20 protein-coding genes and 4 pseudogenes are annotated in these 25,735 nt (G+C 69.4%); 13 read left to right on the top strand and 11 right to left on the bottom strand.

Translation table 11 applies throughout. The annotated features are described in order from the left end of the window. On the top strand, positions 1–508 hold a 508-nt coding region (locus ACIBM5_RS33680), incomplete at its 5' end, for an IS630 family transposase (RefSeq protein ID WP_396010439.1). Between the two features lie 184 nt (positions 509–692). On the opposite strand, the gene ACIBM5_RS33685 is transcribed toward ACIBM5_RS33680, so the two are convergent. Beyond that, entirely contained in the window at positions 693–1,610 is a 918-nt protein-coding gene (locus ACIBM5_RS33685; RefSeq protein ID WP_396010440.1) for an IS701 family transposase, read from the bottom strand. Between ACIBM5_RS33685 and ACIBM5_RS33690 the strand changes: the two are divergent. Continuing rightward, positions 1,539–3,220, top strand: a pseudogene (locus ACIBM5_RS33690) (ISAzo13 family transposase); the annotation flags it as partial. The gene ACIBM5_RS33685 and the pseudogene ACIBM5_RS33690 overlap by 72 nt on opposite strands. A gap of 2 nt (positions 3,221–3,222) precedes the next feature. On the opposite strand, the pseudogene ACIBM5_RS33695 reads toward ACIBM5_RS33690, so the two are convergent. Together ACIBM5_RS33695 and ACIBM5_RS33700 are read right to left on the bottom strand one after the other, a co-directional pair. Next, positions 3,223–3,542 (bottom strand): annotated as a pseudogene (locus ACIBM5_RS33695) (transposase); the annotation flags it as partial. A gap of 156 nt (positions 3,543–3,698) precedes the next feature. Further along, positions 3,699–4,088, bottom strand: coding sequence for a hypothetical protein (locus ACIBM5_RS33700; protein WP_396010441.1), 390 nt, complete (start codon positions 4,086–4,088; stop codon positions 3,699–3,701). Positions 4,089–4,438: 350 nt separating this feature from the next. Here ACIBM5_RS33700 and ACIBM5_RS33705 point away from each other — a divergent pair, with 350 nt between their 5' ends. Further along, positions 4,439–6,505, top strand: a complete 2,067-nt coding sequence (locus tag ACIBM5_RS33705; protein ID WP_396010442.1) for a Shedu anti-phage system protein SduA domain-containing protein — start codon at positions 4,439–4,441, stop codon at positions 6,503–6,505. A 53-nt stretch (positions 6,506–6,558) separates the two neighbouring features. Here the strand turns inward: ACIBM5_RS33705 and ACIBM5_RS33710 are convergent, their stop codons facing one another. Both ACIBM5_RS33710 and ACIBM5_RS33715 read right to left on the bottom strand, forming a co-directional pair. After that, entirely contained in the window at positions 6,559–7,176 is a 618-nt protein-coding gene (locus tag ACIBM5_RS33710; RefSeq protein ID WP_396010443.1) for an ester cyclase, read from the bottom strand. 66 nt (positions 7,177–7,242) lie between these two features. Further along, complete coding sequence (locus ACIBM5_RS33715; RefSeq protein ID WP_396010444.1) at positions 7,243–7,971, bottom strand: SDR family oxidoreductase; 729 nt, start codon at positions 7,969–7,971, stop codon at positions 7,243–7,245. A 109-nt stretch (positions 7,972–8,080) separates the two neighbouring features. Here ACIBM5_RS33715 and ACIBM5_RS33720 point away from each other — a divergent pair, with 109 nt between their 5' ends. Together ACIBM5_RS33720 and ACIBM5_RS33725 are read left to right on the top strand one after the other, a co-directional pair. Further along, positions 8,081–9,007: a LysR family transcriptional regulator gene (locus ACIBM5_RS33720; protein ID WP_396010445.1), complete on the top strand. Its 927-nt coding sequence runs from the start codon at positions 8,081–8,083 to the stop codon at positions 9,005–9,007. A 414-nt stretch (positions 9,008–9,421) separates the two neighbouring features. After that, positions 9,422–9,583, top strand: a pseudogene (locus ACIBM5_RS33725) (DUF4232 domain-containing protein); the annotation flags it as partial. Positions 9,584–9,940: 357 nt separating this feature from the next. Here the strand turns inward: ACIBM5_RS33725 and ACIBM5_RS33730 are convergent. Further along, positions 9,941–10,255, bottom strand: a pseudogene (locus ACIBM5_RS33730) (transposase); the annotation flags it as partial. Between the two features lie 204 nt (positions 10,256–10,459). Here ACIBM5_RS33730 and ACIBM5_RS33735 point away from each other — a divergent pair. The 3 genes from ACIBM5_RS33735 (at position 10,460) to ACIBM5_RS33745 (ending at position 13,404) form a co-directional block, all read left to right on the top strand. Further along, positions 10,460–10,867: a hypothetical protein gene (locus tag ACIBM5_RS33735; RefSeq protein WP_396010446.1), complete on the top strand. Its 408-nt coding sequence runs from the start codon at positions 10,460–10,462 to the stop codon at positions 10,865–10,867. Positions 10,868–11,280: 413 nt separating this feature from the next. After that, positions 11,281–11,946 carry a hypothetical protein gene (locus tag ACIBM5_RS33740; RefSeq protein ID WP_396010447.1) on the top strand — a complete coding sequence of 222 codons (666 nt, stop codon included), beginning with the start codon at positions 11,281–11,283 and terminating at the stop codon, positions 11,944–11,946. A 999-nt stretch (positions 11,947–12,945) separates the two neighbouring features. Beyond that, a complete protein-coding gene (locus ACIBM5_RS33745; protein WP_396010448.1) occupies positions 12,946–13,404 on the top strand; it encodes a DUF6924 domain-containing protein in 459 nt (152 codons plus the stop codon). A 572-nt stretch (positions 13,405–13,976) separates the two neighbouring features. Here the strand turns inward: ACIBM5_RS33745 and ACIBM5_RS33750 are convergent. After that, positions 13,977–14,654 carry an endonuclease domain-containing protein gene (locus tag ACIBM5_RS33750; RefSeq protein ID WP_396010449.1) on the bottom strand — a complete coding sequence of 226 codons (678 nt, stop codon included), beginning with the start codon at positions 14,652–14,654 and terminating at the stop codon, positions 13,977–13,979. Here ACIBM5_RS33750 and ACIBM5_RS33755 point away from each other — a divergent pair. Next, positions 14,653–17,001 carry a tetratricopeptide repeat protein gene (locus tag ACIBM5_RS33755; protein ID WP_396010450.1) on the top strand — a complete coding sequence of 783 codons (2,349 nt, stop codon included), beginning with the start codon at positions 14,653–14,655 and terminating at the stop codon, positions 16,999–17,001. The genes ACIBM5_RS33750 and ACIBM5_RS33755 overlap by 2 nt on opposite strands. 97 nt (positions 17,002–17,098) lie before the next feature. On the opposite strand, the gene ACIBM5_RS33760 is transcribed toward ACIBM5_RS33755, so the two are convergent. Together ACIBM5_RS33760 and ACIBM5_RS33765 are read right to left on the bottom strand one after the other, a co-directional pair. Next, positions 17,099–17,338, bottom strand: a complete 240-nt coding sequence (locus tag ACIBM5_RS33760; RefSeq protein WP_396010451.1) for a hypothetical protein — start codon at positions 17,336–17,338, stop codon at positions 17,099–17,101. Between the two features lie 303 nt (positions 17,339–17,641). Next, entirely contained in the window at positions 17,642–18,121 is a 480-nt protein-coding gene (locus tag ACIBM5_RS33765; protein WP_396010452.1) for a winged helix-turn-helix transcriptional regulator, read from the bottom strand. A 117-nt stretch (positions 18,122–18,238) separates the two neighbouring features. On the opposite strand from ACIBM5_RS33765, the gene ACIBM5_RS33770 reads away from it, so the two are divergent. Continuing rightward, complete coding sequence (locus ACIBM5_RS33770; protein ID WP_396010453.1) at positions 18,239–19,726, top strand: tetratricopeptide repeat protein; 1,488 nt, start codon at positions 18,239–18,241, stop codon at positions 19,724–19,726. Positions 19,727–20,013: 287 nt separating this feature from the next. Here ACIBM5_RS33770 and ACIBM5_RS33775 read toward each other — a convergent pair whose 3' ends face one another. Beyond that, a complete protein-coding gene (locus ACIBM5_RS33775) occupies positions 20,014–20,349 on the bottom strand; it encodes a hypothetical protein (RefSeq protein WP_396010454.1) in 336 nt (111 codons plus the stop codon). Between the two features lie 753 nt (positions 20,350–21,102). On the opposite strand from ACIBM5_RS33775, the gene ACIBM5_RS33780 reads away from it, so the two are divergent. Together ACIBM5_RS33780 and ACIBM5_RS33785 are read left to right on the top strand one after the other, a co-directional pair. Then, positions 21,103–21,228, top strand: coding sequence for a hypothetical protein (locus ACIBM5_RS33780; RefSeq protein WP_396010456.1), 126 nt, complete (start codon positions 21,103–21,105; stop codon positions 21,226–21,228). Positions 21,229–21,285: 57 nt separating this feature from the next. Beyond that, the gene (locus ACIBM5_RS33785) at positions 21,286–21,906 is read left to right on the top strand and encodes a hypothetical protein (protein ID WP_396010457.1); all 621 of its coding nucleotides are present in this window, start codon (positions 21,286–21,288) and stop codon (positions 21,904–21,906) included. Between the two features lie 42 nt (positions 21,907–21,948). Here ACIBM5_RS33785 and ACIBM5_RS33790 read toward each other — a convergent pair whose 3' ends face one another. Then, a complete protein-coding gene (locus ACIBM5_RS33790; RefSeq protein ID WP_396010458.1) occupies positions 21,949–23,451 on the bottom strand; it encodes an IMP dehydrogenase in 1,503 nt (500 codons plus the stop codon). Positions 23,452–23,857: 406 nt separating this feature from the next. Here ACIBM5_RS33790 and ACIBM5_RS33795 point away from each other — a divergent pair, with 406 nt between their 5' ends. Continuing rightward, positions 23,858–24,319 carry a hypothetical protein gene (locus ACIBM5_RS33795; RefSeq protein ID WP_396010459.1) on the top strand — a complete coding sequence of 154 codons (462 nt, stop codon included), beginning with the start codon at positions 23,858–23,860 and terminating at the stop codon, positions 24,317–24,319. Positions 24,320–25,735 lie beyond the last annotated feature (1,416 nt).

The following is a 25,735-nucleotide window of genomic DNA, read 5'->3' on the forward strand; positions in this document are numbered from 1 at the left end:
TTTGTGGCCGGGGCGCCCGGCGCCCACCACAAACACCTCGGGGCCCCCCCCCACCACCACGCTGTTCGCCGCGCTCGACACGACCACGGGCAGGGTCATCGGCTCGCTCCACCGACGCCATCGCGCCGTGGAGTTCCGCCGATTCCTCAACAAGCTGGACAAGGAGATCCCCGCCGACCTCGACGTCCACCTCGTCTGCGACAACTACGCCACCCACAAGACGGCGACGGTGAGGAACTGGCTGCTCGCCCATCCGCGGTTCCACCTGCACTTCACACCGACCGGATCGTCCTGGCTGAACCTCGTCGAGCGTTGGTTCGCCGAACTCACGACCAAGCGCATACGCCGCGGGGTCCACCGATCCGTCCAAGCCCTGGAGAAGGACATCCGGACCTGGATCGCCGGTTGGAACGACGACCCGAAACCCTTCGTATGGACCAGGACCGCCGACCAGATCCTCGAATCCCTCGCCACCTACTGCCAGCGAATTACTGACTCAGGACACTAGTACTGCAACCGCAGTTGGTGTGACAAGGTCACAGCTCACGGGCTGTGACCTCGTCGTTTGTAGTGGCTGATGCGTGCGCTGTGTTGGGATCGTCGTCGCCAGTGGGACCAGTGCAGCACATGGGCGATCGGCGGCGGAAGCCTGTCGGTGAGGCGGGCGACGAGTCGGCGGATCTCGGGCAGGCTCAGCGGGACGAGCCCGTCGCGATCGAGTTCGGAGCCCCTTTTTGCAGCTCGCCGGCGCGGAGCACGGTCAGGTGGATGTGCGCGGCCATCGCGAGGGTGATGTGCCGGTACCAGGCGTGGTACTTGCGGACCTGGTAGTGGTCCAGGCCGCACTCGTTCTTCGCGGTCCGGAAGCATTCCTCGACCGTCCAGCGCGTCCCGGCGATGCGGATCAACGTGTCGAGGGTGGTGCCCTCGGGTGCGAAGCAGACGTAATAGGCGATCTCGGTGCGGTCCTTGAGGCTGCGGCGGGCGAGCACCCAGTGCTCGACGCCTTCCTCGCGCCACGGGCGGATCGACGCGCGTGCCCAGTCGTAGACGCGTTCGCCGTGCGCGCCCCTGCCGCACGAACGGCGCTTCCACGCCTGCCGGGGCAGGGCCGCGACCAACGCGTCCACCGGCTGCTCGAGGAACGCACCGGTGACGACGGTGTCGTTGCGCCTGGTCGCGAGCACGTGGAACACCCCGCGTTGCTCCAACCAGTACCTCAGGCCCTTGACCTGCCCGTACGCCTCGTCGGCGGTCAGCCACGCGAACGGCACCCGCGCCGCCAGGGCGCGGCTGATCATGGCCTTGGCGTGCTCGATCTTCGTGGCGAACACCACATCGTCGGGGATCGCCGCCGCCCGGCAGCGGTCCCGGTCGTCCGTCCACGACCTCGGCAGATACAGCTCGCGGTCGATCAGCGTGTGTCCGGCCGGGGCCGCGTAGGCGAGGAACGTTCCGACCTGGCAGTTCTCGATCCTGCCCGGGGCCTGTCCTTCAATAAGTGCACGGTAGAAGGGGAGTTGGTGGGAGCCTGAACGATGGCTCCCCTTCTGACTGACCGCGTCGATGTCCGCGTGCTGCGGGCCAAGTTCGATCAGATATTGCCGCACTTCGATGAGCGCCGGCGTCGGTTGTACCTGGCCGGCGAGGCCACCGCCCTCGGTCACGGCGGGATCGCCTTTGTCGCCGCGGTTTCCGGCACCAGTACTGCCACCGTCGCGCGTGGTATCGCCGAGTTGGCTGATGGCTCCGTCCCAACCCTCCGGATCCGGGCCCCAGGTGCCGGCCGCAAGCGTCTGACGGACACCGATCCCGGCCTGGTGCCCGCACTTGAGTCGTTGATCGAGCCACACACCCGAGGCGACCCCGTTTCCCCACTGCGGTGGACCACGCCGTCGCTGCGGGTCCTGGCCTCGGCCCTCACGGCACGAGGCCATCCCGTCGGCGCGTCCACTGTCGGGCACCTGCTGTACACCTTGGGATACAGCCTGCAGGGCACCGCGAAGACGACGGAGGGCATCAGCCATCCGGACCGCGATGCCCAGTTCACCCACCTGAACACCACCGCCTCCGCCTTCCTCAACGACGCTCAGCCGGTGATCAGCGTCGATACCAAGGCCAAGGAATGGCTCGGCAACCGCGACCGGCCCGGCCGCACCTGGCGGGTGGGCAAGGACGCGATCAAGGTGGACTGCCACACATTCACCACCACCGATCAGCCGATGGCGATTCCCTACGGGATCTACGACATCGCCCACAACACCGGATGGGTCAACGTCGGCACCGACCACGACACCGCCCAGTTCGCGGTGGAGTCCATCCGCCGCTGGTGGCAGCATCGCGGAGAGGCCGACCATCCGCATGCCAGTCGGCTCCTGATCACCGCTGACTCCGGCGGTTCCAACGACCCTCGCCGCCGGACCTGGAAGAGCAACCTGGCCGCCTTCGCACGGGAAAGCGGCCTGGAGATCTCGGTCTGCCACCTGCCTCCCGGAACGTCGAAGTGGAACAAGATCGAGCACCGGATGTTCTGCCACATCACCGCGAACCGGCGAGGGCGACCGCTGACCGGCTACCAGGTCGTTCTCGAGACCATCGCCGCCGCCACCACCAAGACCGGACTGACCATCGGGGCCGAACTGGACACCGGCAAGTACGACCTGGGCGTCGGCGTCCCGCCCGCCGAGTTCCACGCCCTGCCGATCATGCCGAATGCCTTCCACGGCGACTGGAACTACACGCTGGCTCCCCTCCCACCCCGAACACCAGAGGCACCAGAGGCACCAGCAAGCGCTCGCAGGATCGACCCGGCCCTGACCACGATGCTCACCGATCCGGCCCTGACCGGCATGTCACGGACCGCGTTCGCGCATTTGGTGGCGGTCTCTGAACCCTACTGGGACGCCATGGCCGACGCGGCATTCCAGCGACGCTTCCATCGCCCGCGCAGCTACCGCCACCCGCAGATCAGCAGCGTGGATCACCTCCACCGGCTCTTGGCCGCCATCTTGCGCCGCCGCAGAGCAATCACCATGACGCTCCTGGCTCAGCTCATGGGCGTCAAACGCACCAATCTGTCCATCCAGTACCAAGACGCAAAGCGACTCCTGGACTTGCACCAGATCCTCGTCACGCCTCTCCCCGGACCGGCCGCCCGCACCCAGCTATACGCCCGAGTGACTCCCACCGAAGATCGTCCCTGACAGTTATTCAATTACGGGTCCCCGCCGTTCCCGAGTACTGCCGTTGGACGCCGGCCGAGTGCAGGCCCTTCTTGAGAAACCCCGTCTCGTCCACGATCAGGACGCCGTCGGGGGCGCCGAGCTGCTCGACAACGAGATCGCGGAGGTCGGCTGGACGGCGTCGGCGTCCCAGCGGGCCGACCGCAACAGCCTCTTCATCGCGTCGGCCCGGGCGTGGCCCGCGTGTTCGGCAAGGTTCCAGCAGTTCTTGCGCTCGATCGTCGACAGCAATCCGGCCACGAACTCCCGTGCCGTCGAACGGGGTTCACTGCGGGCAAACCGGCCCCCGATCCGCGACATCACCACTGCGAACAGCGACGCCCAACGGTCGAGGTCTATCCTGGTGGCCCGCGGCCACCGCACGATCCTTTTGAGTCCACACACCTCACCTGGATCACGCGGCGGCCGCTCTGGTTCCCGCAACCCCCAAATCAAGATCGACAAGTGCGTGGAGTACTAGGCGAGCCGGGCGAGGATGCCCTCGATCGCTCGGTGGCCGGCCTTGCGGAACGAACGCTCGTGCGAGTCGACCGGATGGACCTTCACCTCGTTGAGACTGAGCGTGGCCCGCAGCGGTACGCCCGGGAACCGGCGCTCCCACTCCTCCTCGATCCCGCTTGTGAACGCGTTCAGGTACGCCAGCGGCAGCGGGTCCCCGACGATGCGAACCTCCTCGGCAAGTTCGACCCACAGTCCGGTGTGTCCCCACCCGGAGGTCGGCACGATGTCGAACGTCAGGATGGCGACGTCAGAGGGGCACGAGGCCTGCCGGATGTAGTGCGCGTGTACGTCGCGGAGGGTTTGGAGGGCGGGCGGCGGTTCGGCGGCGGGAGCGGCGTCGGTCATGCGGACAGCGTACAAACCCCATGCCTGTGGCGGCGGAGCCCTCGGTGCCGGGCTGACGCGGCAGTCGTCCTGGCCTGGTCCGACTGGCGCAGACGGCACCAGGCCCGAGCACGAAAAACCACCCATCAGGCACGACTCAGCACATAATCACGAAGTGCGTCTGGAGTATTAGGCTCCGGATTAGCGGTCAAGTCCGTCGTTTCGCTTCCGGACGGCCAGCCGCTGGGCGAACTGTCGCCGCCGGTAGCCCAGGTAGGGCCTCGTAGAGATGGTGGCGGGTGGCAGCGGTTCGACGGGGTGAAAGTCTCAACCATCCGGCGCCCTACTGCCCAGCCGTCCATTCTGGACGCATGACTTCCACCGATCCCGCCAGAGCGAACGAGCCGCCGGCCATCACGGCCGTGACACGACGCGACATCTTCAAGTACCTGCGCGGGATGCCGCGCCCTTGGTGGGGCGAAATGGACGAAGTCACGTTCCTGGAGGGCCTCTACGATCTGGACCGACCTCCGGTCGGCAACAGCCGGCTTCCGACTGTCCGCGCCGATATCCAGCAGCACCGGTTCAACAACCAAGACCTGTCCGACGACTGGATCTTCGAGGACTCCCGCTTGGAGCTCTCCCACGGACCGGACGAAGTACTGCTCACCTTTCTGGCACGAATGGTCCATCCTGAAGTGGCGACCGACGTCGACGAGGCCATAAAGCACGTCGAGGAACTGAACCTGCGTCTGGCGCCGGACGGATGGGGCCTGCGTCCGTACGAGTTCCTCTCGGGCCGCCCTGTGTATGAGCCGGTACAAGTTCCGCCGAGTGGCCCGTTGGTCCCGCTGCCGCTGGAGGACGAGGACACGGGCAAGCTCGACCTGGTCCTCGGCCAGACCTTCAGCCTCCTGGACTGCGCCGGCGAGGAGACCGCACGCGACCTGCTCCGCACCGCGGCCCTGACCCTCCGTCGTGACGGCGGCTTCTTCCACCCCATACCTGGTGACGGTTGGACAGACGCCACCTACGAGGCGGTCCTGACGGTGGAGCGCGAGCTTCTGCCCACCTGCACGCCGGAGGCGAAGGAGGTGGTCTGGCAGACGTTGCAGTCCGTGCTCAGCCGGCTCGGACGCATCGACGTCCAGGACCTGGTGGTCGAAGGCGACATACGCCCGCTGCCCAACATCCCACCGGACTGGCGGACCCAAGCCGCGGCGCCCGCCACCCCCATTGTTCGAGGCTTCCGACTCCCCTTCTCCACCACCGAGTTCGATGTCACCCGCAGGGACTTCACCGGCCTGGAAATCCGCGGTTCGCAGGACAGTGGTGGGTTCCACTACCTCTATGACACCCGCGCCGGCCGGATGATCACCGACTTCGTCCTGGACGACCGGCCGCAGGTGGCGACTCTGTGCAGCGTCACCATCATCAAGAAGGGCGACACCTTCACGCCGAGGATCAAGCTCTGGAAGAAGGACAAGAAGAAGGCCGGGGAACCCTCCACACAGACAGTGCCCGAGACCGGGACCACCCGGGCCGTCAAAGCGCTCGTCGACACCGGGGACGTCCACGAGAACTTCTGGAAGGTCATCAACTTCCTCCAGGGCTGCACCGGCCTGAGCACACCCGGCAGTTCCCTCCGACTCGTGGACGGTGACGAGGCCCAACTGGCCCAGCTGCTGACCGGCCGGGACCGGACGACGGTTCTCGGCGCCGTCAGGACGGCTATCGGCGGCGGGCTCACAGAAGAGGACATCCGGCTGATCAGCAACCGCAAGGAACAGCTCAAGAGGTTCGAGCGCCTGCTGACCGATCCGGAGTACTTCCGGCAGGAGGAGAGCTCGGCAACGACACGCGGGACGGAGGCGGTCTGGCAGGCCTTCTTCGAGGCGAATCAGTGGATTTTCGGCTACGGCCTCAACCTCATCGCCTGCGAGTCCATCGACGACGGCAAACTGGAACGCATCACCACCGGCGCCAACATCTTCGGCGGAGCCGGGAAACGCATCGACGCCATCATGCGGTCCAAGGGCCTGATCAGCAGCATGCTCTTCTGCGAGATCAAGACCCACGGCACCGAACTGCTCTCCAAGACCGCGTACCGCGCCGGCGTCTACCAGGCATCCAAGGAACTCGGCGGCGGCGTGGCACAGGTGCAAAAGACGGCCAGCAAGGCAAAACAGCTCATCGCCGGCCGGCTCCTCACCCGGATCTACGAGGAAGACGGCACCCCGACAGACATCGAACTGTCCACCACCCGCCCGCGACAGGTCGTAGTGATCGGGAGCCTGCGCGAGTTCACCCACAACGGCAACGTGAACCCGGAGAAGATGAGCTCCTTCGAGCTGTACCGGACGTCCATCCAGGACGTCGAGACAATCACGTTCGACGAACTCTACGAGCGGGCCTGCTTCATCGTCGAGGATCACTGAGGCGGGGCGCCGCCTGGGTGTGGTCGAGGGCGGTGTGTACGTGGTCGGCGGTGTCAGTTGTCGACGCCGAGTTGGCTCATCAGGGTTTGGTTGTCCTCGATGTGCCAGTCCTCGATGATCCTGTCGGTGCCGACATGCTGGATGTCGATGGCGTTGAAGTCGACACTCTGGCCCTTGCCTTGGACGCCGTCGAACGTGCCGGTGAAGTGGCCGCGGAAGACCAGGCGGGCGGTGATCTTGTCGCCGGTGATCAGTACGTCGGACAGTTCGCAGGTCAGGTCCGGTACGGCGGCGCGGAAGTTCTTCGAGGCGAAGGCCGGGCCGGCGGGGCCTTGCGGGCGGCCGGTCGGCAGCGTGTTGTCCTTGAACCGGGGGCTGACCGCGGCGTCCAGGTACTTCTGCTGCCCGGTGTTCCAGAAGGTGTAGAGCTGTTGGGCCAAGCGCACCTCCTGGGCGGCCCTGCGCTCGCCGATCGAGTGGTCGACGGTCAACGCCTTGGGCTGGACCAGGTCGGGCGAGCGGTCGATCAGGCGCTGTGGCCAGGCATGCGAAGAACGATTGCCGTTGTCGTGGGCGGAGGCGACCGCGACGGTGCCGCCGGCCAGGCCCGCGACCGAGGCGGCGATGGCGATGGCAATGGCGATGGTACGGATCAGGGTGCGAGAACGCATGGAAGTACTCCCGGGGGAAAGGTGAGGGTGAAGTGGGCGGCCCGCCCACGTTGTCGACCGGTCGTGTCAGGCGAGTCGGCCGCCGCCGTCGACGTGCAGCACGGTCCCCGTGACGTAGGGACTGGTGACCGCGAACAGGACCGCCTTGATCAGGTCGTCCGGGGTGCCCACCCGACGTGCCGGGTTGCGTTCGGCGATGGTGCGGAGGAATGCCTCCTTGTCGGCGCCGAGTCCGTCCCAGGAGCCGGTGTCGACGATGCCGGGGGAGACGGCGTTGACGCGCAGCGGGGCGATCTCCACCGCGAGGGCCTGGACCAGGAAGGCCAGCGCCCCGTTGGTGGTGGCCATGACAGTCCGGGCCGGGGCGGGGCGCCAGGCCGCCACACCGGAGAAGAACGTGAACGAGCCGCCCTCGCGCGCCTGGCCGGCCAGATGCTTGGCGAGCAGCAGCGGACCGAACACCTTGGCGGCGAAGGCGCGCTGCACGTCGGCGAGTTCGAGTTCGGCGAGTGGGCCGTTGGCGGGCATCGCGGCGGTGGAGACCAGGTGGTCGAAGCTGCCGACCTTCCGGGCGAGGGCGGCGATCGAGGTCTCCTCGGCGAGGTCGACCGGAACCACGTCGGCCGGGCCCGCCAGTTCGCCGGCGGTCCATTCCAGCTTGCGCGAGTCGGGGCCGGCGAGCACCAGGTCCGCGCCCGCCGCCGAGACGGCCTTGGCCAGGAGGCGGCCGGTGCGTGAACCGGCGCCCACGATGATCAGGCGCTGCCCGGTGAGATCAGTGGAGGAGGTTGTCATGTCTGGCTCCAAGAGAGGAGGTGATGTGGGTTGTCCCGTCCCCGACCCTCTCCCGACCACGCCCTATGAGTCCAAGGCTTGTTTTCTCTGATCGCGATAACATTTGTTCATGGCAACGTTGAGGCAGCTCGAATACCTGGTCACGGTGGTCGACCACGGCTCGTTCACGTCGGCGGCCGAACTGCTGCACGTGACCCAGCCGGCCCTGTCCCACCAGATCCGAGCGCTGGAGACCTCGCTCGGCGGTCCGCTGCTGGAACGGCTGCCGCGCGCGATCAGGCCCACGCCGATGGGCCGCGCCGTCCTGCCGCACGCCCGAGCCGCACTCGCCGAGGCGCGGCGCCTGCACACGGCGGCGCGGCGGACGGCCGGCCTGGAGGGCGGCGAGTTGGAGGTCGCCACCGTCTACTCCGTCAGCCTGGGCATCCTGCCGCCGGTCCTACGCGCCTGGCGCCGGCAGCACCCGGGCGTGCGGATCCGGCTGCGCGAGTTCGCGCACGCCGACCGGTTGCAGGCGGCGATGGCGGCGGGGGAGGCCGACCTGGCCATCGGCCCGTCCCCGGCAGGCTGGGAGGGCCCGGTCCGCGACCTGGGCATCGAGGAGTTCGTCATCGTGCTGCCCGGTGACGATCCGCTCGCAGGACGACCGTCCGGGCCGCTGGCAGTGGCCGAGTTGGCCGACCGTGCCTGGGTGCGCTACGCCCCGGCCAATGGGCTCGCCGACATCCTGGACCAGGCCTGCCACCAGGCGGGCTTCTCTCCCACGACCGCCGTGCACGCCGAACAGACCTCGGCCGCGCCGCTGCTCGCCGCCGCCGGGCTCGGCCCGGCCCTCGTTCCGGCCAACATCGTCCCACCGGACTTCGACGGCCTGCTGCGACTGCCGGACCCGCCGATCCGCCGTACCCTCACCGCGTACACGCGCACCCGGCCGGACCCGCTGACCACCACGTTCGCGGACCTGCTCGCGCGCCAGGCATGCGTTGTCCCCGCCCACATCCAGGCGCTTGCCGCAGTGCGTAGTTCCACTCCGTAACGCCGGGCCGTGGGTGGGGAGGGGGTGTTGTAACGGGGTGTTGTAACACTGTCCTTCGGGGGCGGCCGGTGAGGGTTGTGACCAGGGAAGATGTGGTGTTGTCGGGGCGTCGGGCGGGGTGGGGTGGGGTGGGGTGATTGTCGTTTTTTTCTCGTGACGATGTCACCGGTCTGTGACGGCGAGGTCGTGGTGCGACGACTCGCGTATCGCCCGGGTCGGCGGACCGGTGGTGGTTGGGCAGGCACCGAGGGGCCGAGCGGATCTCGGCTCCAACCACCGGCTATGAAAGGGTCGTTCATGTTCCGCAACCGTCGCCCCGCCCTCCTCGTCTCCGCGACCGTCCTCGGCGGCGCGATGTTGACGACGGCGTGCCAGGGCACGGACTCGGACTCGAACTCGGGGGCCGCGCAGGTCGGCGACTACGGCGTCAAGATCACGGGCCTCGAGGTCACCCCGCCCGGAGAAACCAAGACCATCACTCTGAACTGGCCCGGCACCCCCACCCTCCCGGTCGTCGACGGCGCCGGCTCCCCGGTCAACGTCGGCCCCATCGGCAGTGCCGGCCAGGGCGGCTGACCCACACGACCCGGCAAACCGACGAAGGCCCCTTCGATGTCGAAACAGGACTTCGAAGGGGCCTTCGTCGGTCGACCCGACTGGTCGAGGCCAAGAGCACCCGGCCGGACCGGTTCCTGCACTCAGGCGGCCCGGACCGCATCACGAACGTGCGCGACCGACTCGGGAAGGCACTACTGGGGTTTGCGCCGGACGCGCCCACCTCCGGCGCGACCACCCGAACGGCGTCGTCACCCACGCCTGCCCGCCCCCGCCCCGGGGGCCAGCCCGCAAGCCGGCCCGCTCACGAGATGATCGGTTCGGACGTGGGAGCGGGCTCGCACGCCCCGCCGGCGATCCGGTCGTCAAGAGATCGTTTCATTTAGTGAGACGGCGGCGACAGATGAGGGCTGCAGCTATGCCTACGACGGCGAAGAAGTGTTCCGCCTTACGTTCGTATCGGCGGTGGAGTCGACGGCAGCCGGCGAGCCAGGACACGGCCCGTTCGACGATCCAACGTTGCGGCCGAGCCGTTGTGAGGACACGATGCCCCGTCGGTCGATGCGGTGGTGGATGCCGCGTTTCCGGAGAGCCGCAGCGGCGCAGGTGGTCGTTGTCGTAGCCCTTTTCTACGTGCAGTTTGCCGGGGCGGCGTCGACGAGACCTGATCGAGGGGATGCCCAGCACGAGCGGTTCCGCGCCGTCCTGCGCCCCCGCGGCCACGTCGTCATCACCACCCGCCCCTGGCGTCGCCTCGGCGAACTCGTCGACCTCCCGGCGCAGGCCCGTTCGCACCGGCTGCCGCTCAATGCATGGCCTGGGGCGCGTCGCGGATGCCGTCGTCGATCAGACGTTCGGCGTGTTCCCTCTTTCCGCGCAGCGAGAGACCGCGAGGGAATGCGCGAACTCACCGACGAGGCCGCCGCCATCGCGCAGCGCCTGGGCGGGGTCGTGCTCCGCGACCACGGCGGCGGCTTCGGAGCGGCGACCGTCGCCCTGCACCGCATCTCCGCCGAGAACGCAGCCGGCGACCCCGGCGCCGCCATCACCGCCGCCCACACCATCACCCCGGCGAGCCTGCCCACGGTCGAGCGTCGATGCCGCTGCTTCACCGACGTCGCCACCGCATACGCCCACTGGGGACGCCGCGAGCAAGCCCTGCAGGCACTCCTGAAAGCCGAACGACTCTCCCCCGAGGAAACCCACACCCGACCCGCCGTCCGCGCCCTCGTGTCGGGGCTGCTCGTCGGCGCCCGCACCACCCCCGCATTCCACGCACTCGCCACCCGCTGCGCCATCACCTGACCCGTGGGGCGCACCCACCCTGACGGGGCGGGTACCTCCCGCCCCGTGGCGAAGCCGGACGCGGTGGTCGCGGCCGACTCCTCCCGGATGCCGCACCATGTCGACGGTGGCGCCCGGGAGGATCGCGCACCGATCCGCGTTCTCGCGGCTCAAGCCGCGGTAGCGGTTGGGGAAGACCGATTTCGGCGCACCAGGTCCGAGCGGTGGAGCAACCGTGCCGCAACGCCTCGAGGTCCGCAGCGAGTTGGGGGCGGATCACGTGCGCGGCGAGGGCGGGGTGGTCGAAGTGAGCCTCACGGCCGGTCCGGCGCACGGCGACCTCGAGGTCTCCCACGGAACGAACCATCCGATGCGCGACCGGCGGGTTCGAATCCGTTTGCGGTCCTCGGGCGCAGGTACTCGGCTGGGGCGCCATGACCTCCAACCACGATCTCCTGTTCATCGACGGCTCGATTCACCTCCTGGTCCGGTGGGCGTGCGTGGACGCGGGCGAATCCCTCGAGGACGAACTGGAGCGGTTCTGCCGCGTCGTGCGCGACTCTCCGGTGGCCTGGTCCACCATGCCCCTGGGCGTCGTCTCCGCGCTCCTGGACGTCCTCGCCGACGAGATCGACTCGGCCGGATCCCCGCCGCGCCCCGCCGAGTTCGACGTCCTGCCGGCCCGCGCCGCGGGTGATTGGCCGCCCGCGGAGTTCCTGCGCTACCCGGCCGAGTACCTGCGGGACAAGGACTACGAGCCCTCTCCCCGGCTCGAGGAACTGCCGATGAGTCGTCCGGAGTCCTGGATCCGTTTCTCCCAGGCATTCCAGATCCTCCACAGGTTCGTCCGGATCTCCTCCTCGGATCCATACCCCGACGTCGAGGCCGCGGCGGGTGCCGCGGCCTCGACGGAACACCCGATCGCCTGCGACACGGTGATGGCCTCCGCGGCAGCCGAACTGCAGCAGATTCTGCTCATGTTCCGTTCGCGAGAGGAACTGGACACCCTCCTGCGCGACTTCGCGTGGCCTCCCCCCTCCCGGCAGGACCTGCAGAGCCTGCCGGCGGCCATACACACCCACTTCGACGAGCAGCACTGACACAAGCCACGCGGACGGCCGTCGTCCGGGAAGCCCCGCAAGCCACCGGGCGGCCTCGGATCAGACATCTGCAAACGTCCGGAGAACCGTCCCGCTCGGGCTCGAAGACGCCCGCTTCGGGAAGTTCTTCGATCGCTGTCGAACGCGACGGCCGGACGCAATGCGCGATCGAGGCGAGCGGGATATCGATACCGCCCCGGTCGCCGCGGGCGCCCGACCGCTTCGGGCGGTTGTCCGGCACGTGGTGGTCTTGTCAACTCCGGGCCGAACGAGGAAAGTTGTCTCGCGGCCGGGACGCTCTCGCGTCCCGAACCGAGCCGCGGCGCACGCTCCGCCGTCCGGTGCCCCGCACGGCCGGCGTCCGGCGCTCTCCCGCCCCGAGGGCTCGCGCGATCAGGCGCGGGAGCGTACCCGTACAAGCCGCTCCCCGGGTCATCGCGTGGAACACGGACCCGTTCGGCCACCACACCGGTCGGGTCGGGGGCAGTCCGCCCGGTCCGGGAGCGGGAGGAACTCTCTCCGAGTCCGTCCGGACGGCGATTCCGCGAGCGCGGCGGCACTTCTTTCCACGCGCCCGCCGGGCACGCCCGACTCGAGCGGCCCGCACCGGCGCCACCGGCAGTGGAGAAGGGCCCGGCCCACGGCACGAGCGATGTGACGGCACCGCACGACGGGCACCGTCCGCGGCGTCCGCCCGCCACGCGGTCGGGTTCCGCTTCGTTTGACCGAGGCGGTTCCCGCACCCGGACGCCGCCTCGCCGATGGCGCAGCACGCTGCGGCCGTCCTCGTATGCGAAGGTGACACCGCGCAGGCCGGGCAGCCGTTCGGGAAACACTGCGGCGGGTCCCGACGGGCACACGGCGTGCTTACCAGTCACGCGACCGGATCACCCCCGGCGGCCCCACGCGGCGACGGGTTTCGGCCAGGGTCGAGCAGGGCCGCGTGTTGTCGGTGGCGGGTGTCAGAGTCGGGGGGACGAACACCGGGAGGGGATCGGCGTGTTGCCCAGACTCGAATCGCACCACGAGTACACGGTCGTGGTGATCAGGACCGACTACACCGACGATGCGGCGTGGGCCGAGGTGACGGCGGAGTTGGCGGAACCCTGGGGCCCGGACGACGACCTTCCGGCGATCGTGCTCCTGGTCGACGATCCCGCTTGGGCGGACGCCGAGCCCGACGATGTGCTCGCTGCGGCTCGACGTGGCTCGCACCCATCCGTGGTGTTCGTCGCCGACCGGCACACCATGTGGTGCGACGACCATCCACTGCTCGCCCTTGACCCCTGGTACGACGAGGAGGATCCGGACCCGATCGACATCGCGTCCCCGCGCGCATTCCGGATCCTGCCGGCCGCCACCCACCGTGTGAAAGCCAACCTGGCTCAGGCGAACCTGTTCTTCGCGGAATTCGCCGAGAGCGCCCACGCCGACCCCGACGGCGTCCTGCGCTGGTGATGGCGGCGATCGCCCTCCGTCGGTGCGGCATCGCGACCCCCGCAGGACCACCGCGCGCGGGTCGCCCGGGCCATCGACGGGCTAGCCGGCACACGGCGGACAGCGCGTCCCACGGGGGTCAGCATGGAGCCGATACGCCCCAGCGACCACACTCGGCGACATGCGACGCCTCATCTCGGTGTCACCGGCACGAACACCGACCACTCGATCACCGGTGCTTACAAGTCCGTGACCCCGACGCCGCAACGGTGGGGTTGCTGTAGGGAGCAGGCGGCGTAGCGGGTCCTTCACCGGACCCGGGCGCGAGTGGCCTGGGTCGGCCCTCGGATCCGCCTCGAAGCCGATCGGCAGCCCACTGATGCCCTCGTTCGCGACGTTGCGAACGAGGGCTGCGACCGTGCTGCGCAGGTCTTCGATCCGTCAGGCGCCGACGGCGGGCGTCGCCCGTCGGACCTCGGGCGCCCACGGTCCTGCGAACCGGGGCCCGCCGGATCCGAGGGGGTTTCGCGTGTTGCGTGCTGTCGGCCCCGAAGCCGTGGAGGACTCCGATGCGGGGACACATTGTCGGGGGATCACCGTCGCTTGTCACGCTTGGCGCTGCCGACAAGCTGTCTGACTGTCCCTGGTTTCGTGAACGGTGCCCAAAGGCGAACGTACTCGGCTGCGGCTTCCGGTCGTTCGGCATCGTCGCCCATGGAACCGATGGCCAAGTTGCAACCACGGCACAAGAGTTGGCGCGTGCAAATCCCGCACGAACGATCGCCGGGGCAACAGTTGTGGTCGTGGTCGACGTGGAGCGGGAACTCGACCTCGCTCGTGTCCGGCGCCCACCCGCAGATGGCGCACTTGCCTTTCTGGCATTCGAGCATCGTCGGCCTCCGACCGGACCGACGCGCCCGTGCATTGACCAGTTCCAGCACGCTCCGGCACCACGCACCCGCTCGTACGATCCGGCTCCTCGAAGTCTCCGGGTACCCCGGGAACGTGTCCGGACGCGAAGGTGGATCCATGCCGCGCGATGCACTGCGTCCACCAGCAGGCCCGCGTACCCCGCGTCGGCAAGGTCCTCGCGCCCAAGGCCGCATTGCGCGAGCGTAAGTAGCAGCACTCGATGGCCGGCGCCCGCGGCCCACGCACCGCGCCGGCCTGCTCGACCGGTCATCCGAAAAACGCGCGTGGAGGCGACGACGGGCGGTGTGCCGAAATATCTTTCGGCGTGGCGCGACAGCGGCTGCCGCCAACGTCGGCATGCCTGTGACGCCGCCGAGATCTCAACCGGTCGGAAGCTTGGGGGGCAGCGTGGCAATCGGCGGAGCGGTGTGGGGCACCGAACTCGGGGATGACGATCCGCGGCGTCTGGGGCCGTTCAGGCCTCTTCGGCTGCTCGGGCAGGGCGGGATGGGAAGGGTCTATCTCGCACAAGGACAAAGCACACGGCTGTACGCCGTGAAGACGATCCGCGCCCACCTCGCCGAAGACCCCGGGTTTCGGGCGCGCTTCGTCCGTGAGGCGCAGTCGGCGCAACGGGTGAGCGCAGCGTTCACCGCCCCCGTGGTCGCGGTGTCCGCCGAGGACGCGCCCATGCCATGGATCGCGACGGCTTTCGTCCCCGCCCCGGCGCTCGACGTCTTGGTCGCGCAGTGCGGCGTGCTGCCGCCGCTTGCCGTGTGGTGGCTGGCTGCGGGGATCGCCGAGGCCCTGGAGTCGGTGCACCGCGCCGGGTTGGTGCACCGGGACCTGAAACCGGCAAACGTCCTGGTGACCCTCGACGGTCCGCGCGTCATCGATTTCGGTATCGCGAAGGCCGCGGAGGACAGCGCGACATCGCATACCGCGACGGGCCAACTGCTGGGCACCCCCGGCTACATGGCACCTGAGCACATCCGCGGCGGCGCCGCGACGCACAGTGACGTCTTCGCACTGGGAGCGGTGCTGACGTTCGCCGCGACGGGCCACCCTCCGTTCGTCGGCCGCAGTGCGTGGGAGACCTTCGAGCGGACGCTCTACGAAGACCCGGATCTCAGCGGCCTGCCCGACGAATTGACCAACCTGGTGGCGCGGTGCCTCGCCAAGGACCCACGGGAGCGCGTCACTTCCCAGGAGGTTCTCAAGAGGTTCGAGACCGTCAGGAGCGGTGTCGCGGACGCGCATCTGGCGGCAAGCTGGCTGCCGGGTACGGCGGTGGAGCGGATCGAGAGTTCGAAGCTGCATGCGGCACCGGGGCCGCCGGCGCACGCCCGTCAGACGCAAGCAACGCTCACGGCGACGGTCGTCGCCACCACGGTGAAGAAGGACACCTGGCAACGGACGCGCGACCTCACCGACTCCGGCGACACGGCCGATACCTTTGACACATATGTGGCCCAGGCCGCCGACCGCGAGCGTGAACTCGGCCCCGACCATCCGGAAACCCTCAGGGCGCGCGCCAGGCTTGCCGGCGCCACTGGGGACGCGGGGGACGCCGGCCGGGCCCGCGACCTCTACGCCGCGGGTGTCGCCGATTTCACGCGCGTGCTGGGACCCGACCACCCCGACACGCTGCACGTGCGCCGCGCGCACGCCGTCTGGACGAAGAAGGCCGGGAACAAGGCGCTTGCCTGCGCCCTGATGGAAACGCTGCTCGCAGACCGTGCCCGGGTATTCGTACCCGATCACCCCGACACGCTTTCCACCCGCGCCTGGCACGCCGAACTGCTGGGCGAACTCGGTGACGCGGCGAAGGCCCGGAGCTGTCTCGCCGATCTGGCGTCCGACTGCGCGCGAGCGCTTCCTCCGGACCATCCGACCACGTTGTCGGTCGCCCAGTCGCTCGGGTCGTGGACCGGCAGGGCCGGAGATCCCGCGAAGGCGCGGGAGCTGTACGCCGAGCTGATCCCCGGCATGGAACGGGCCTGCGGCCCCGATCATCCGCATTCCCTCGTGGCCCGCGACAACCTCGCGCACTGGACCGACGAGACCGGCGATGCGGCCGGGGCTCGGGATCTGTACGCCGCCTTGGTGTTGCATCGCGAGCGCCTGCTCGGCCCCGACCACGGCGATACGCTCGACAGCCGCTACAGGCACGCACTTTCGACGGAAAGGGCCGGCGACGCGGCGCGGGCCAGGGACCTGTGCGCCGCCGTGGCCCGCGACCGTGCCCGGGTACTCGGACCCGATCATCCGGACACCCTGCGGTCCCGACGCCACTACGCGCGACTGACCGGTCTGGCGGGCGACGCCGCCGCGGCTCGCGACCTCTACGCCGAACTGACGAGCCGCACCGACCTGGTGTTCGGCCGGGACGCCACCGAGGCGTTCACGGTCCGCCACGGCCTCGTCCACTGGACCGCCGAATGCGGCGATTGGAAGCGGGCCGGCGAACTCGCCGCCGAGCTGGCCCGCGATCGCGGGCGTGTGCTCGGCGCGGACCACCCCGACAGCATTCAAAGCCGTTTCTTCGTCGCCACCGCGGCAGGGAAGACCGGCGACGCGGCCCGTGCCCGGGATCTGTTCGCGCAGGTGGTGTCCGATCGGGAACGCGTACTCGGTCCCGATCACGCGGCGACGGTACGCGCCCGCAAGAACTACGCGATGTGGGCCGTACGAAGCGGCAGTTGAGGCAGAAAGGCAGCGCGTTGAACAGCGAGGATGCGACCGAAGCGCTCCGCGAGCGTGGGCTGTGGTGCGACTTTTGAGATGGTCATGATGTTGTTCCTTACTGCTGGTGACGGCGACTGCTGCCGGTGAGGGCGACGAGGGAGGATCGCGGCTGACGTCGGGCCATCCGGCCCATGAACCGGACGGTCAGGCGGCGCGGCAGGAACTTGCCGGCGAGGGCGAGCGGGTGGCCGTTCGTGATCACCGACGGGGGCGCAGAGCGGCGGTCGAGCGTGTCGAGGGCCGTCCTGACGACGTCGGCGGGGGTGGGTCCCGGCTCGTGGGCTTGTGTCGGCACACGTGTCCGTCGGGTTGGTCCGGGCGGTGGACTTCGCGACTTCCAATGCCACGACGACGGCCAAACACGCGAGCCCGACCAACCGGGTGACTTGTGCATCTGCGCTTGTTTGGGGCGAAATCACGGAGAGGGCACTCGGCTGTCGGACTGGCGAGAGGTGGGACGAGACACCTTGGTCAAGGTCGAGCGCGTCTGGGTGCACTACACGGCAACACGATCAGCGGGCCCGGGTCACCCTGGTGGGGCCGCCCCGCCCCGCACCGGACTGCACGGCGGGCATCGCGGCGCAGCCGGCGGGGGGCACTACCCGTGTTCGGGGTTCTGCTCCACCGGTGCCATCGGCTCGGCCGCGCGGGCGTCGAACCGCTTGCGCGCGGCCACGATGCCGTGCACGTGCGCAATCGACCAGTCGGCGATAGCCGTGGTCAACACGCCTGCGGCGGCGCCGACTTCGGTCAACGAATACTCGACGCTCGGCGGGAGGGTCGGGTAGACCGTACGCCGCACCAGGCCGTCGCGCTCCAGCGTGCGCAGCGTCTGGGTGAGCATCTTTTGCGTGATGCCGTCAAGGAGTCTGCGCAGTTCGTTGAACCGCATCGGGCGGTCCGAACGGCGCAGCGCCGCCAGGACGTACAACGACCACTTGTTGGCGAGCACTTCGACAACGGTGCGCGAGGGGCAGTCGCGGCGGTAGGTGGCGAACAACTCGGCGGACGTGAGCTCGCGGGCGGCGGGTGCGGTGGCGACGAGTTCGGCGGCGCGTGACGTCGAGGCGGTATCCATAAGGTACCTAGATATCAACCAGGTGTCTTCTTCACAAGAGGTACTCCCTCCGACCAGGATGAACATCGCGGCCGGCCGGATCGGCCGCCGATCTCACCACCGAGGATTGGAATCGTCATGAGCACCATGCGCGCCGTGAACTTTCGCGCCTACGGGGGACCGGAGGTCTTGGACATCGTCACGACGGCCCGGCCCGCGGCGCCGCGCACCGGCGAGGTGCTGGTGCGGGTGCACGCCGCCGGGGTCAATCCGGCCGACTGGCGCATTCGATCCGGCGAGGTGCGCCGGTTCGGCGAGCCCCCGTTCGTCCTGGGCCTCGACCTGAGCGGGACCGTCGAGGCCGTCGGCCCCGACACACCCGGCTTCTCGCCCGGCGACGAGGTGTTCGGCGTGGCCCTGCCGCCGCACGGCTCGTACGCCGAGTACGTCGTGACCTCCGCCGCCTCCCTGGCGCACGCCCCGCGTACCGTCGACGCGATCCACGCGGCCGCGTTGCCCGTGACCGCACTGACCGCGTGGCAAGCGCTCGTGCGGGTCGCCGATACCCGCCCCGGCCACCGGGTCCTCGTGCACGCGGCGGCGGGCGGCATCGGTCACCTCGCGGTGCAGATCGCCAAGGCCCGTGGTGCCTACGTCGTGGGTACCGCGCGTGCCGCGCACCACGGCTTCCTGCGCGGGCTGGGCATCGACGACGTCATCGACTACACGGAAACGGACTTCACGACGAGCGCCTTCGGGATCGACATCGTGATCGACCCGATCAGCGGCCCGTACGGCCCGCGCTCCCTCGAAGTCCTGGCGCCGGGCGGGATCCTCGTCGACGTACGTGGCACCGGCCCCGACCGCGGCGACCTCCACATCCGGGCCGCCAAGCGCGGTCTGCGCGTCGTCGAACTCGGCTTCACACCCTCCGGAGCGGACCTGAGCGAGATCGCGGCCCTGGTCGACCGAGGCGAACTACGCGTCGCCGTCGAGCGGGCCCTGCCGTTGGAGGACGCGGTGAAGGCCCACGAAGCGAGCGAGACGGGACGTACCCGCGGCAAGGTCGTGCTCACCACGGCCCCCGTACCGACCGACGACGCACGGCGCTGGCAGCAACGCATGGACGCACTGTGGGCCGGGTTCGACACCCACGAGAGCGACGATTTTGTCGCGGCCGTACGCGCATTGGTCGCGGAACGGCCCGCGGACGACGCGGTCGCGGCGTACTGGATGGGATCGGCGTACGACTCGACGGGCCACGAGGTGCAGGCCGCGCCCCACTACCGCCGGGCATTCGCCGCCGGGCTGCCCGACGAACTGCGCCGGCCCGCCACCGTCCAGTTCGCCAGTACGCTGCGCAACCTCGGCGAAATAGACGAGGGCATCGCCCTGTTGACCGCGGAGCGGGCCAACGCGACCGACGAACTCGACGACGCGATAACCGCGTTCCTCGCCCTGTCACTGGTCGACGCGGGCCGCGAACGCGAGGCGGTCTCACTGGCACTCGGCGCACTCGCACCCCACCTGACCCGCTACAACCGCTCACTCACCAACTACGCGCAAGCCCTCGCCGAAAACCCGAACGAGGAGCCACTCCAGGACCGGCACCGGTCCCGGGGCTAGAAGACTCATGAAGATGTTGCGTTCTGGTCCCGCCGCGTCAGCGTCGGGACCAGGCTCGTTTTTCGGCCGCCCGCATCCGCCCCGCCGAATCAACCTTCCGACCAAACGCACGCGTCCGTAGCCGTCTCGACAGGGTGCCCCACGGTGCGGCGATCGCCTCGACCCCTGCCCTGTGAATTCGACAGTCCGGCAGACCGCCGAGAGCCGTGCCGGTCACCCTCGTTCTCGATCCGGGCGGCGACCTCGGCGATCGCCCGCCACACCGGTGAATCCTCTCGTGAGGGCGCCTACGCGAGGACCGCGCCCACGGCGAGCCAGGGAAGGAGCGGCGCGGCGGCCGCGCACAGCAGGCGCGCCGCCCGCCGGTTGCGATACCGCAGGCACCCCGCGGCGACGAGCGCGCCGATCTGCGCGAGGAACCCGAGCGCAATGACGACGGTGGCAACCTGTATGCCGCCCCCGCACCGACCCGGATCACACGAGTCCGCCGGCATCATCGAGAACAGCAGCATCAGCGCGGGCAGCGGCGCGGAGAACAGACACAAGCCGACGGAGATGGCCACCGCCATCACCCAACTCGAATCCTCCACGCGCCGAACCTCGGAAACCGCTTCGCGAACCATGCCTCGACCCTCCCGCGGGCCCACCCCGGCGGACATCCGTACAACTACTCAACTTCGCTCTGTCGGTGACCTTGGCAATTCGGGCTTAACTGCCAGGGGTTGGCCAAAACTTCGGCTGGGGGATGCGTTCTGGTCCAGATAGGTCTGGAAGGCGGTCGGCGGTCTCGACGGGGAGGGTTCCCTGTTTTCGGGGCGACCGCTGAGGCGTTCGATGGTGACGGCGGTGGCTAGACCGCATGCCGTGCCGGGGACTGTCCCGCATCGACGCAACACCCCTGCGCGGCACCACCCTTGCCCCCGAGCACCTGGACGCGCTCGCCGACGCGCTCACCACCCTGCACACAGCCATCCCCCCTCCCCGTCGCTCGACGCCATCGCACCACCCCCCTGGAACCCCGAGACCGTCCTCGCCAAAACCGTGGCTTGCGCCGCCGAACCCCCTCCCCCAGGTCTCGGTCCCCGCGTCGGACGGGCACCGACCTCCGGCGCGTCATGGCTCGAAACGCAACATGCCCGCCATCTCCACGACATGCCTCCCGCTCTGGGGATCGCCGACGGAAGCCTTGCCAACTACCTGATCAACACCGGGAATCGCGTTCACATCGTCGACTACGAGGACTCCGGCCGCAGCACCCTTCGAACTCGCCGAACTCCTCGAACACCTCGACCTGGGTCGACACCCACGCCTTCGACGCCGACCAGCTCGTCGAGCGCCTCGACCTCGACCCGGCCGAACACGAGGGCCTGCGCCGAATGCGGCCCCTGCTCGCCTACCTGTGGACCCGCATGCTCCTTCCCGGTGGCCTCGCACACACCCGCAACCCCGCCGGATCGTTCGAACGGCAGGCCGAGCGCCTTCTCGCCCTCCTCGACGCGTGATCGACAAGCTCCGTCACAGCGTCGGGCACGGGGCCACCCCCCGCAATCCTCCTCGACGTGTGGAGCGAATTGAGAGAAGGGCACCCTGGCCCCGCCACCGCATGGACGGTCCACCCCACCTGGGACGCCACCGGCCTACGCGCCACCGGCAGCCACCCCCTGCGCCTGGACGACGTCCACATCTCCCGCGACGACGTCTTCATCTCGCCGCGACTGTTCACCGGCCACGCGCGCACGAAGGTCACGGTCCCGCACGAAGCTGTATCGGGCCTCACGTTCGCCGCGCCGCTCCTGGGCGCGGCCGAAGCCATGCTCGACCACCGCATCGCCCGCCTGCGCGAAACCGGGACGGACCCGGCGCCGCACGCCGAAGCCCTGGGAACCGCCTCCGCCCACCTCGAGGCGGCGCGCATGCTGCTCCTGGACGCCGCCGAGACCGCCGACGCCGCCGAGCGGACGCCGATGGACCCGGTCACCGCGGTCCGTGCGCGCCGCGACCACGCCGCCACCACCCATGCGCTGGCCGGGGTCGATCTGATGTGGCGCGACGCCGGCACCGCGGCGTCGCAGCGCGGCACGTTCTCCCGGCTGTGGCGCGACGCCCACACCGCCGGAGTCCACCCCGCGCTCGCCGCAGGCCCGGCCAACCGCGCGTGGATCGACGTGCACACCCGCTGAGAAGCCAGGGGCGGGCCGACACCCCTCGGTCCGCCCCGCACATCAGCCGATGGCGTCTGCGCGCTCGCGCACCATCACCTCGGCGCCGGTCTGCCGGAAACTCTGCTCCGACACCACCACCATGCGCGCCGACGCCCGAAACGCCTCGAGTGACGTCGAACCGCAACTGACCATCGTCGCGCGAACCTTCGCACTCGTCATCGCGACCGCGTCGTACAGGCTGCCCGCGTACGGCACGAGCCCGTCCACACCCTCGGCGAAGGCGACCGCCTCCGTGTCCTCGTGATGTTCGTAGCGGGCGGTGTTGCGGGCCCGCATCGAACCCTCGCCCCAGTACTCCTTGTAGTCCTGCCCGTTCACCCGCACCCGGCGGGTCGGGCTCTCGGTGGTGCGCGCGAAGTAGCGGCCGAGCATGATCGCGTCGGCGCCCATGGCGAGCGCGATCGCCATGTGACTGTCCTCCAACACCCCGCCGTCGCACACCAGCGGCACATACTCGCCCGTCCGCTCCGCGTACGCGTCCCGGGCTCGCGCCACGTCCAGCAACGCCGACGCCTGACCACGACCGATGCCCTTCTGCGCGCGGGTCGTGCAGATGCTGCCGCCACCGATGCCGACCTTGACGAACGCCGCACCCGCGTCCGCGAGGTACTCGAACGCCCGCCCGTCCACGACGTTGCCCGCACCCACGTGCACCGCGTCCCCGTGGGCCGAACGCACGTCCTCCAGAACGCGCGCCTGGTAGACGGAGTAGCCGTCCGAGGAGTCGATGCACAGCAGATCCGCGCCCGCCTCCACCAACGCCGGCACCCGATCACGGTGATCACGGGTGTTGATCCCGGCCGCCACCCGCAACCGCTTGCGGTCGTCCACGCTCTCGTGCCGGAACCGCTTGTGCGTGTCGTAGTCGCGCCGCAGCACCAGCGAGTCGAGCGCGCCCGCGCCGTCCACGACCGCGATCACGTCGGCGCGCCCGTCCCACAACAACGCGTTCGCCTCGCCCAACGACACACCCACCGGCGCGGTGAGCAACTCCCCGACACCGCGCATGCGCGTGGTCACCGCGTCGACCCCGGCATGGCGGTCCCGGTGGAAGTCGCCGGGACCGATCAACCCCAGAAGCGGTCCGCTCACCGTCCCGTCCTCGGTCACCGCAACCTGCTCCGCACCCGACTCCCGCACCAGGTGCGCGACCTCGTCGAGCGTCGCGGTGGGTTTGACCGACACGGTCGCGGGCCGAAACCCCGCCTTGTGCCGCTTGACCGCCACCACGTCCTCGACCTGCGCCTCGACGGCCTGGTTCTGGTGAACGAACGACAAACCGCCGCACTGCGCCAGGGCGATCGCCAGGCGAGGGCCGGACACCGCCTCCATGATCGCGCTCAGCAGGGGCGTCGCCACCCGCAACGGCGACACCTCGCCGACCCGGTGCCGCACCAGCGCGGTCGTCAGGTCGACGCGGTCCGGAGTGCATTCCTCGGTGGTCTCGTTCGGCAGCACCAGGTACTCGCCCAGCGTGCGCGAGACCTCGGACAGGATCTCCACGACGTGCGTCCTCTCATACGTCACACACGCCCGCCCCCGCGCCCAGCCGCGATCGACGGGATCGCTCGGCACCGAAACGAAACAACGCCGAACGCACCGGGAACCTCCGGCAGGCACGCACGATGAGTCGAGGAGGCACGCGAACCGATGCCGGACGGCTACGCCACGGGTTCGAGTGCGTGCGATGGGTAACAACGGTTGCGCGATCCTAACCCAACCCGACACGCCGGCCACGCCATCGCCAGAACGCCCGCCACCGGTCGTCAACCACCCAGGACACGGGTACGGCTTTGCGACGAACCCCTCTTCCAGGAACGGCGCCACGATGAACGCACCACCCGCCCCCTCGGGCACCGGGACGCGACGCGGCGGGGTCCTCGCACCCGGGCTCGGGGCCTCGCTCGTCGTGGCCAACACGACCAGCGTGTCCGCGATCCTCCCGTGGATCGCCACCGACCTGCACATCGACCGCACCCACATCCAGTGGACGTCGGCGAAGCCGCGCGTGGCCGGGGCGAACGCCCACGTCATCGATGGAGAGATGTTCCAGCGATGGTTGAGTGGCGGGGGATCACTGGGCGACATCCTCAGCCGGACGCTGACCGGGACCTTCGCGGTTTCACCGACGGCGGATGCGTGGCGAGCAGTATGCGGCGGTGGCCATGTTCACGGAACCCGCGAACATGGCCACAAGGGCGATACCCAAGCTTCGAAGAGGCTCTCGCGGCGGCTTCCGACCGGCGACCGGGACCAAGTTCGGCGCCACGGACGTCCACTGCGGCCCGCAATCAACAGCGTGGAACCGGGATTCGTCAGCGAACCCTCGGGCAGCCTCACAGCCATGAGCACCGGTGAAGCCCACTGCTAGGTCAGAACGTACGCGGCCGGGGACCCGATCAACGCTGTCGATCCCTCCGGCCTGAGGGACTTGGGCACTGTCGAGCGAGTCACCAAAAGGTCCATGACGCTTGCGGTCGAAAACATGGTCGGCGGATGCGTGGCAGCACTCGCGGGGCGGTCCGTGGAGCTGCGACGGGCGGCATCGGTGGCACCGCCGCCGGACTCGCGTTCGGCGTCTACGACGAACTCTCAAGGGAGATGGGGACACCCATGCCGACCCAGCGGTCCGCTGCCGGTCAACACACCTCGAATGTCGTCATCGCATCGATTCTGGTCGTCTTGACCATGCCCTTGGCCGTTGGCCGGGACTGGGGTGTCCCGACGTACGTCGCCGCAATCGTGGCGGGGGCCGTCATGGGAGCGCTCACGATTCCCCTGGGCATCCTGTGGCGTCGCACCCGCTATGGGTCCACACGGGAGTAGCCGCCCGGGCGGATGGACCAGGAGCGGCACACAACGGGGTGGATGGGAGAGGCAGAGTCGCCATCCACGCGTTCGAGGCCGGCCATCGCCGAAAAAGGCGCGCGGAATTCCTTGCCTGATCGCGCACGACCTCACCATCCCGAGTGATCCCAGCCGTGACGCACGGCTGCGCGCTACGCGGTGGACGGCCCGTCATGATCGGAAGGCTCGCGATCCGATCCGGGTTCGGTGTTCGCCACGAACCGCCTCAGTCGGTAGCTGCTCTGCTCCACCGGGCGTCGACACAGCGTGTCGATCCGGATCAGCGATTCGTCGACTCGCGCCTCCCGAAGACTGCGCATGTGCGCGCGCAACTCCGCTTGGTCCCGTGTCTCGAGGATCACCACCCACTGCCCGAGGTCCGGCGCGGTGCGAGCAGCTGTCCGTCGCCATTCGGCCTCTTCCCGTTGCTTCCTCTTCCGCTGTCCCGGCACCGGCCCAGAATCGCCCATCGAGGGCGGCACGACAAGAACGTTGTGCCGAGCACCACGCCCGCCCTCGGTGGTATCTGCCGTACACGCCCCGGACCGCCGAACACCCGACCCCACCACGACGAACGCGCACCCGAACCCACCGACGCCGGCGAGACCCACAACCGCCGCGCCGCGCCGGGCGTGAGCGAAACACAACAGCCGCGCCACGCACGGCACGGCGCGCGAGGATCGTCCGAACGTTCAGCGTCTCGTTGTGACGGCTCCTGCGGCCGGGTGGCGCCGCCGACGGCGGGCGACGCCTTGGACCAGGCGGTACACGGACAGGCAGGCGGCGTTCGTCTCGCCCGAGAAGTGCCCACTGGGCGCGACGAGTTTGGCCGGCCGACCAAACCGCCCCAAGCGTGACGATGTCACGTGTGCGAGTGTCCGGCCTCAAACCCGGCCCCACGGGCCGAGAACCGGACAGGAGCGGCTCGGAGAAGGCAGAC

This window comes from Embleya sp. NPDC050493, assembly GCF_044458105.1.
In the GTDB taxonomy this organism is placed as follows: Bacteria; Actinomycetota; Actinomycetes; order Streptomycetales; family Streptomycetaceae; genus Embleya.

What these genes read in the sequence shown, in the direction of transcription:
- ACIBM5_RS33700 (WP_396010441.1), bottom strand. Translation starts at nt 4,088, where the DNA reads ATGACCGACGCCGCTCCCGCCGCCGAACCGCCGCCCGCCCTCCAAACC.
- ACIBM5_RS33705 (WP_396010442.1), top strand. Translation starts at nt 4,439, where the DNA reads ATGACTTCCACCGATCCCGCCAGAGCGAACGAGCCGCCGGCCATCACG.
- ACIBM5_RS33710 (WP_396010443.1), bottom strand. Translation starts at nt 7,176, where the DNA reads ATGCGTTCTCGCACCCTGATCCGTACCATCGCCATTGCCATCGCCATC.
- ACIBM5_RS33715 (WP_396010444.1), bottom strand. Translation starts at nt 7,971, where the DNA reads ATGACAACCTCCTCCACTGATCTCACCGGGCAGCGCCTGATCATCGTG.
- ACIBM5_RS33720 (WP_396010445.1), top strand. Translation starts at nt 8,081, where the DNA reads ATGGCAACGTTGAGGCAGCTCGAATACCTGGTCACGGTGGTCGACCAC.
- ACIBM5_RS33735 (WP_396010446.1), top strand. Translation starts at nt 10,460, where the DNA reads ATGCGCGAACTCACCGACGAGGCCGCCGCCATCGCGCAGCGCCTGGGC.
- ACIBM5_RS33740 (WP_396010447.1), top strand. Translation starts at nt 11,281, where the DNA reads ATGACCTCCAACCACGATCTCCTGTTCATCGACGGCTCGATTCACCTC.
- ACIBM5_RS33755 (WP_396010450.1), top strand. Translation starts at nt 14,653, where the DNA reads ATGCCTGTGACGCCGCCGAGATCTCAACCGGTCGGAAGCTTGGGGGGC.
- ACIBM5_RS33750 (WP_396010449.1), bottom strand. Translation starts at nt 14,654, where the DNA reads ATGCCGACGTTGGCGGCAGCCGCTGTCGCGCCACGCCGAAAGATATTT.
- ACIBM5_RS33765 (WP_396010452.1), bottom strand. Translation starts at nt 18,121, where the DNA reads ATGGATACCGCCTCGACGTCACGCGCCGCCGAACTCGTCGCCACCGCA.
- ACIBM5_RS33770 (WP_396010453.1), top strand. Translation starts at nt 18,239, where the DNA reads ATGAGCACCATGCGCGCCGTGAACTTTCGCGCCTACGGGGGACCGGAG.
- ACIBM5_RS33775 (WP_396010454.1), bottom strand. Translation starts at nt 20,349, where the DNA reads ATGGTTCGCGAAGCGGTTTCCGAGGTTCGGCGCGTGGAGGATTCGAGT.
- ACIBM5_RS33780 (WP_396010456.1), top strand. Translation starts at nt 21,103, where the DNA reads ATGCGGCCCCTGCTCGCCTACCTGTGGACCCGCATGCTCCTTCCCGGT.